Annotated in this window: 7 protein-coding genes and 1 tRNA gene; 5 read left to right on the plus strand and 3 right to left on the minus strand. The window is 72.0% G+C overall.

All coding sequences use genetic code 11. The features are described from left to right. Positions 1–61: 61 nt before the first annotated feature. From VKH46_11030 to VKH46_11040, 3 genes are all read right to left on the minus strand, one after another. Positions 62–138: transfer RNA gene (locus tag VKH46_11030), tRNA-Met, on the minus strand. An 842-nt stretch (positions 139–980) separates the two neighbouring features. Further along, positions 981–1,406 (minus strand): PCYCGC motif-containing (lipo)protein, encoded by a 426-nt coding sequence (locus VKH46_11035; GenBank protein HKB71368.1) that lies wholly within the window; start codon positions 1,404–1,406, stop codon positions 981–983. Further along, complete coding sequence (locus VKH46_11040; protein ID HKB71369.1) at positions 1,403–2,530, minus strand: glycosyltransferase family 4 protein; 1,128 nt, start codon at positions 2,528–2,530, stop codon at positions 1,403–1,405. Before VKH46_11040 ends, VKH46_11035 begins: the two co-directional genes overlap by 4 nt. Positions 2,531–2,981: 451 nt before the next feature. Here VKH46_11040 and VKH46_11045 point away from each other — a divergent pair, with 451 nt between their 5' ends. The 5 genes from VKH46_11045 (at position 2,982) to VKH46_11065 (ending at position 7,354) form a co-directional block, all read left to right on the plus strand. Continuing rightward, entirely contained in the window at positions 2,982–3,233 is a 252-nt protein-coding gene (locus tag VKH46_11045; GenBank protein ID HKB71370.1) for a Trm112 family protein, read from the plus strand. Further along, positions 3,230–4,528, plus strand: coding sequence for an O-antigen ligase family protein (locus VKH46_11050; GenBank protein ID HKB71371.1), 1,299 nt, complete (start codon positions 3,230–3,232; stop codon positions 4,526–4,528). Before VKH46_11045 ends, VKH46_11050 begins: the two co-directional genes overlap by 4 nt. Beyond that, on the plus strand, positions 4,525–5,892 hold the full coding sequence (xseA, locus tag VKH46_11055) for an exodeoxyribonuclease VII large subunit (protein HKB71372.1): 1,368 nt from the start codon (positions 4,525–4,527) through the stop codon (positions 5,890–5,892). The genes VKH46_11050 and xseA overlap by 4 nt, the downstream gene beginning before the upstream one ends. 296 nt (positions 5,893–6,188) lie before the next feature. Beyond that, positions 6,189–6,461, plus strand: coding sequence for an exodeoxyribonuclease VII small subunit (locus VKH46_11060; GenBank protein HKB71373.1), 273 nt, complete (start codon positions 6,189–6,191; stop codon positions 6,459–6,461). Continuing rightward, positions 6,458–7,354: a farnesyl diphosphate synthase gene (locus VKH46_11065; GenBank protein ID HKB71374.1), complete on the plus strand. Its 897-nt coding sequence runs from the start codon at positions 6,458–6,460 to the stop codon at positions 7,352–7,354. The genes VKH46_11060 and VKH46_11065 overlap by 4 nt, the downstream gene beginning before the upstream one ends. Positions 7,355–7,430: the final 76 nt, after the last annotated feature.

Genomic DNA, 7,430 nt, shown 5'->3' on the forward strand with positions numbered 1-7,430 from the left:
GAGGTTTGCGCGGCGGGAGGTTTCGCGATCCGAGCCTCGCGAGCGTCGCGAAACCGACGGTTGGTGGCGGCGGGGGGAATTGAACCTCCGACATGGCGCTTATGAGACGCCCGCTCTAACCATCTGAGCTACGCCGCCCGGACCGGCGGAGACTAGCATGAATCGGTGGGCGGAGCGGTCACCGGGTGGGCTCTGGGGATCGCTTCGCTGGCGCTCGCGATGACGGGTTGGCTCCCTCACCCGGCGAGCGTTGCTCGCCACCCTCTCCCGCCGGGAGAGGGGAATTCGGTTGCGGTGCCTCCGGCGACGCGGCCATGTGTGCCGCCGGGAGAGGCGAAGAAGGCCCGGCGAGCGGCGCGCGGCGAACTCGGCCTTCGCTGAAGCTACGGCGTGACGAGTCTCCCGCCGGGAGAGGCGGATGTGTGCGGAGGACTCAGCATCGGTTGGGATGGCCTTGAGGATCGTCGAGACGCGAATCAGGCGAGATGTGGGTACGGCGGAGGTGGAAAGCGGGGCTCCGGGCCCTTCGCGTCGCGGAGAGCTTTCGCCGAAGGGTATCCAGCGCTGAGCGCGCCGATCGCCGCGAACGCCAGTGCGCGAGCCACCGAGGCGAAAGCTCCCGCGACGGGGCTCCCTCACCCGGCGAGCGTTGCTCGCCACCCTCTCCCGCCGGGAGAGGGGAATTCGGTTGAGGCGCCTCTGGTGACGCGGCCATGTGTGCCGCCGGGAGAGGCGAAGAGGGTCCCGGCGAGCAACGCGCGGCTCGACTCTCGCTGAAGCTACGGCGTGACGAGTCTCCCGCGGGGAGAGGCGATTCGGCGGGGCCGAGATTCAGTTGGAACGCGAGTGAGGCGCGGCGAGGCGCGAGCCCGGCGGGATGCGGGGGAGCCGGCCCGCGGGCGCGGCGTACCGGCGGCGGACGTTAAGCCCGCGGGCGGTTGCCACGCGCCCGCCCGGCTCGATGCATTCGCCGTGCGAGCTTACTTGCCTTTGTCCTGGTAGAAGGCTTCCACGACCTGCTTGATCTCGTCGTCGGCGGAGCCTTCGCCCTTCATCTTGCCGGCGAGCTCGGCTTCGCCGCGGCAGATCTCGCAGCCGGTGGCGTGGAGCGTCGTGAAGCAGGTGAGGAGCGAAGCGTGGTGCAGGTTCGGGCTCTCTTCGCATCCGCAATAGCAATGGATCTTGTCGATCGTCTCGGGGTACTTCGACGCCGCGGCATAGGCGGGCCGCGCAGCCGCATCCGCGTCGTCGAGCGCGGCCGGGTCGATCGGCGCGCCCTTCTCGCGGCATCCGGAGCAGGAGGCGGCCGTCGGCTTTTCGGCGCTCTTCGGGGCGGGCTTCGGCGCGGCCGCGAAGGCGCCCGCGGCGACGAGGAACGTGGCGATCAGTCCGGTGGTGGCTCTCATGCGTGCTCCTGTTGCCTCCCAACGCGCGCGCCGCGCCGCTTCTTCCAGAAATCGAGCGCCGCCGCGTAGAAATCCGCCGCGGCCCTCGCAAAAGCCGGACCGGCGAACCGCTCCGCCGTGCGCCGCGCCGCGGCGGCCATTCCCGCCCGGGCGTCCTCGTGCGCGGCGAGGAAATCGAGCGCCGCCGAGGCTTCCGCCTCGCTCTTCGCGACGAATCCCGGCCCCTTGACGATCTCGAAATCCGCGATGCCCGGGACGTCCAGGGCGACGATCGGGAGCCCGGACGTCATCGCCTCGAGCACGGCCCGGTGTCCCTGGTCGGCGCCGGATGCGGTGAAGAGGAAGGCGTCCATCGCCCGGTAGCAGTCCGGGAGACGCTCCTCCTGGTAGCCGGCGCCGAAGTTCCTCGAACCGACTCCGAGCGAGGCGGCGAGCCTCCACAGGCTCTCCTTCGATTCCCCCTTCCCGACGTGGAGCATGACGACGCGCGGATCGTGCGCGCCGGCCAGGATGCGGATTGCGGCATCGTGGCCGCGGCCGGGAGCCATCTTCCCGATCGTGCCGACGACGAACGCGTCCTCCGGGATCCCGAGCTCGCCGCGGACGGCGGGGTCCCGCGGTCCGGGCGAGAAGCGATCGACCTCGGCGACCGGAGAGAAACGCGCGCACGGCGCCTCCGGCCGGAAGCGCGCCGCGAACCCCTCGCGGAGGGCCGAATTCGAGAACGCGAATCCCGAGGCCCGCCGCCGTCCCCAGGAGGAGAAGAGCGGGCGGAAGCCGTTCTCGTGATGGAAGGAGCGCACGAGAGCGGCCCGCCCGCGGCCGAGCGCCGCGGCGGCGGCGAGGTGATCGTGCGAGGAATGGGCGTGCACCGCGTCGAAACGCTCGCGTCCGAGCGTTCCGTCGAGGGCGGCGACGTCGTCGCAGAAGTCCCGAGGGCGCCGGCCCGGCGCGAGCAGCGGGCGCGCCCAGCCGAGCCCGGCGAGGCGAGCGGCGAGCGGCGAGCCCCGGGTGACGGCGATCTCCGCCTCGATCCCCGCCTCGCGCATCGCCTCGACCTGCGCGACGGCGACGGCGGCCGGCCCGGTCCATTTCGTTCCCGCCGTCACGTGGAGCACGCGCATCGGGGCGGGATTGTAATGGGCGCAGGCCATAGCCGCCGCACGGCTCGCTGGAACTGCCAGCGGTCGAGCGCCTCTGGCGCGAGCCGTGCGGACCCGATTCGTCGGGCCGTTCGCGATCCGAGCTTCGAGAGGTCGCGAACCGAGTCGGGGCCGGGGGCGCCGGAGTCGTCGAGACCCCTGGGGACGAGCGACGAAGGTCAGATCGCGGAAAGTCTCCTCGCCGGGAGGTTGCGCGCCGCGCCCGCCGCTGTGCGGCGTCCCTCATCCGCCGGCCTGGCTTCGCTGCGGCCGTCACCTTCTCCCGCCAGGAGAAGGGAAATCGACGGCTTCCTCCGGTCGCGTCTCCATGTGTGCGCAAGCGCCCGGCGAGGAGGAGGTCCACGATCTGAAAGGCCGCCAGCGGTCGAGCGCCTCTGGCGCGAGCCGTGCGGCCGTTGATAGACTGCGCGCCGTGCCGGTCGATCCCGAGCTGCTCGCGATCCTCATCTGCCCGAAGACGAAGGGGCCTCTGGAGAAGATTCCTCTTCCGCCCGAAGTTCGCGCATCGCTCGTCGAACGGTATCGGGAGAAATTCCGCGACGAGACGCCCGTGGTCGAGGAGGGCCTCTATTCGCCGGAGGCGGGGCTCGTCTACCCGATCGTCTCGGACATCCCGGTGATGCTGATCGACGAGGCCCTTCCGGCTTCCGCCGTCGGAAAGTGAGCGGTCACGCCGCCGCGGTCCCGTCGTCCGGGGCGCGGCGATGGCTTTTCCCCCTGCTCGTCGCGATCGCGTTCTGCACTTCCGCGATCGCGGTCGCCAACGTCCTCTTCGCGGCGGCCCTTCTCGTCTGGGCGGCCGCGATCCGGAACGAGCGCCGTTTCCCCCCCTCGCTCCGCGGCGGGATCGCGTTCTGGATCGCGGCGTTCGTCGCGTTCGGCGCGGCGTCGGCCCTCTTCTCTCTCCACCCCGAGCGAAGCCTCGCCGGGCTCAAGGGTTTCTTCACCTTCCTCCTCCTGCCGCTCTTCGCCGACGGGCTCGAGACGGACCGGCAGCTGCGGGCGGTGGTCTCGGCGCTCGGCGCCGCGGCGGCGGTCCTCGCGGCCGTCGGCCTGTGGCAGTACCTCCACGGCGCGAACCGGCTCTCGGACCGGATCGAGGCGACGCTCTCGCACTACATGACTTTCTCGGGCCTCCTCCTCGTCGTGTGCCTGCTCCTGCTCGGCATCGCGCTCGAGGGAGGTCAGGGGAGGGGAGCGTCGGCCGCGCTCGTCGCGTTTCTCGGCGCCGCGATCCTCCTGACGTTCACCCGCAACGCCTACGTCGGTTTCTTCGCCGCCGTCGTCGCCTATCTGGTGATTCGCCGCCCGCGCTGGCTCGCGGCGGTTCCCGTCGCCGCCGGGCTCCTCTATCTCGCCGCGCCCTCGGCGATCCGGGCGCGGATCCTCTCGACTTTCGACCCCTCCGACCCCACGAACCGCGACCGGATCGACATGGCGATCGCCGGCTTCCGCATGATCCGCGACTACCCGGTCTTCGGGGTCGGCCTGACGCTCGTCAAGCCCTACTACCCGCTCTACCGGGTGCCGACGGCGGTCCGCTGGCGCGTGCCGCATCTGCACGACAACCTCCTGCAGATCGCCGCCGAGTCCGGGCTCTTCGCCGCGGCGGCGTACGTCGCGATCCTCGCGTGCTTCTTCACGGTCTGCCTGCGCCGGCTGCGCAAGGAGACGCATCGGGGCCGGCGCGGCGTGCTCGCGGGCGCGTTTCTCGCCGTCGCCGGCATCTCGGCCGCGGGATTCTTTGAATACAATTTCGGGGACGTCGAAGTCCTGATGACCACCCTGATCGTGATGGCGATCCCGTTCTCGCGCGTGTTCGGCGACGCCGGTGAGGCGCGCGAACATCGCGCCGGCGAGGCGCGTGAACGTGGCGCCGGAGAGGCGCGCGAACATGGCTCGGCGCAGGACCGCGGCGCCGCGACGATCCCTTCCGCCGCCGAGGGGGGGCGCGGATGAGCGACGCGCGGCAGGGAGAGCTCGGCTTCGCGACGCCCGTCTACCGCGTCAGCCAGCTGCTCGCCGAGGTATCGACGGCGCTCTCGACCGGGTGGCGTCGCGTCGCCGTCGCCGGCCAGGCCTGCGAGGTGCGGCGCTATCCCTCCGGACACGTGTATTTCGCGCTGAAGGACGAGACGGGGAAGCTCCCGGCGGTGCTGTGGCGCTCGGACGCGGTGCGCCTGCCGTTTGCTCTCGAGGAAGGGATGGAGGTCGTCGCGACCGGCACGCTCGGCCTCTACGCGGCGCGCGGACAGTTCCAGATGCAGGTCGTCGCGCTCCAGCCCGTCGGTGTCGGCGCGATGCAGATCGCGCTCGACCAGCTCAAGCGCCGGCTGGCCGCCGAAGGGCTCTTCGATGCCGGCCGGAAACGGCCGCTGCCTTTCCTTCCGAAACGGGTCGGGATCGTGACGTCGCCGCAGGGGGCCGCGATCCGCGACATCCTGAACGTCCTGCGGCGCCGCCATCCCGACCTGTGGGTCACGATCTTTCCGGCCCGCGTGCAGGGAGAAGGCGCCGTCGCGCAGATGATCGAGGGGCTCCGCGCGCTCGCGCGCCTCGGCTGCGACGTCATCCTGCTCGCCCGCGGCGGCGGCTCGGCGGAGGACCTCGCCGCCTTCAACGACGAGCGGCTCGCGCGCGCGCTCGCCGCGTCGCCGGCGCCGACGATCTCCGCGGTGGGCCACGAGACCGACTGGACGCTCGTCGACTTCGTCGCGGACCTCCGCGCCCCGACGCCGTCGGCCGCGGCGGAGCTCGTGGTCGGCGCCCGGGAGGAGATCCTCCGCCGGGTCGGGCAGGCCCGGCGGGCGCTGGCCCAGCTCGCCCGCCGGCGGCTCGCCGAGGCGCGCGGGCGCGTCGGCCAGGCCGCGCGGGCGGAGGCGCTCGTCCGGTTCCGCTACGGGGTGCTCCGGCGCCGCGATCGTTTCGACGCTGCGCGCGGCACCCTTCTCGAGCTCGCGGCATCGCGCCCGCGCGCGCTCGCGGACCGGGTCGCGCGCGCGGCCGAAGGTCTCGCGTCGATCCGGCGCGTCCTTCAGATCGGCCGGCGGCGCGACGGCGCGCGCCGGTTCGAAGGCGCGCTGCGCGCGGCCATGCGCGGCTCGGTCGCGGCGTCCCGTTCGCGCCTGGGCGCGGCCGCGGGCCGCCTCCGCGCCCTCGACCCCCTGGCGATCCTGTCGCGGGGGTACGCCGTCGTCTACCGCGAAGGATCGACGTCCCCGCTCACCGACGCCGCGAGGGCGTCGGCGGGCGACCGCCTCCGGATCCGGCTGGCCCGGGGCGAGCTCGACGCGACGGTCGTGTCGCGCCCCGAAGGAGAATAAGTGCCCCTCCCCGGAAATAGCGTGCCATTTGCGCCCGCGGCTTGCGGGCGAGGTCAAGGCGCGGCGTGGGAGCAGATGCCGGAAGCATCGGACCCGCGACGCAACGCAGAGATCGTTCGCAATGTGCGGGCGCCCGTCGGGTTCGGGCGGCGCAGGGCAATCTGCGGCGCCGCCGCGGCTCGACGATGGCAACGCATCGCCATCGCCTCGGCGACTGGCAGCTTACCCCGCGGCGCTCCGAACAAATGTAACGTTATTTCCGGGGAGGGGCACTCACCATGAAGAAACCCGCCGCAATGAGCTTCGAAAAGGCGCTCGAGCGCCTCGAGGCGATCGTCGAGAAGCTCGAAGCGGAAGAGCTCGGGCTCGACGCCTCGCTCGCCCTCTTCGAGGAAGGAATCGGCCTTTCGCGCGTCTGCCAGGAGAAGCTCTCCGAGGTCGAGAGGCGGGTGGAGATCGTCCTGAAGGACGCCGGCGGCCGCTACGCGGCCGCGCCGTTCGAGGAAGAAGACGCCGGCGCCGCCCCCGAGGAGAACGGGAAGAACGCGCCGCCGGAATCCGCGGATTGAGCGCCGAATTCCTCTCCCGGTGGCGCGAGCGGGTCGAGGCGGCGCTCGACGCGCTCCTCCCGCCGGAGTCGCGCTGGCCCGCGACGCTTCACCGGGCGATGCGCTATTCGGTCATGGCCGGCGGGAAGCGCCTCAGGCCGGTGCTCGCGCTCGCCGCCGCGAGCGTCGGCGGAGGCGATCTCGATGCGATCCTTCCCGCCGCCTGCGGGCTCGAGATGATCCACACGTATTCGCTCATCCACGACGACCTCCCGGCGCTCGACGACGACGACTGGCGCCGCGGCGTTCCGACCTGCCACAAGGAGTTCGGCGAGGCGACGGCGATCCTCGCGGGCGACGCGCTCCTCACGCACGGCCTCGAATGCTTCTGCCTCCATCCGGCGGAGGCGAAGTACGACGCGGCGCGCGCCCGCACCGCCGCCGCAGTCGCGGCCGCGATCGGCACCGAAGGGATGATCGGCGGGCAGATGGAGGACATCGAGGCGGAGCGCGAGGGGGCGGGAGGGGAGCGGTCTCCCGCGCGTCTCGAGCGGATCCACGCGCACAAGACGGGCGCTCTGATCCGGGCGTCGCTCGCCGTGGGCGGGATCCTCTCCTTCGCGTCCGAGGAGACGCTCCGGCTCCTCGACCGGTACGGCGAGAGCCTCGGTCTCGCCTTCCAGATCAAGGACGACCTTCTGGACGTCGAGTCGACGCGGGAGGAGCTCGGCAAGGCGACGGGCAAGGACGTCGCGCACGGGAAGATGACGTTCCCGGGACTGCTGGGCGTCGAGGAGTCGCGGCGGCGTCTGGCGGAAACCGTCGAGGCGGCGCGCTCGGCCGCCGAGGAGCTCGAGCGCGGTTACGGACCGCTCGGCGATCTCGCCCGGTTCGTGGCTTCCCGGAAGAGCTAGTGTCCCGAGTCGGAAATAGCTATGGCGTCGTTCGGAGCGCCGCGGGGTAAGCGGCTAGGCGACGCGGCGACGGCGA

The sequence above is a fragment of the Thermoanaerobaculia bacterium genome (genome assembly GCA_035260525.1).
Classification (GTDB): domain Bacteria; phylum Acidobacteriota; class Thermoanaerobaculia; order UBA5066; family DATFVB01; genus DATFVB01.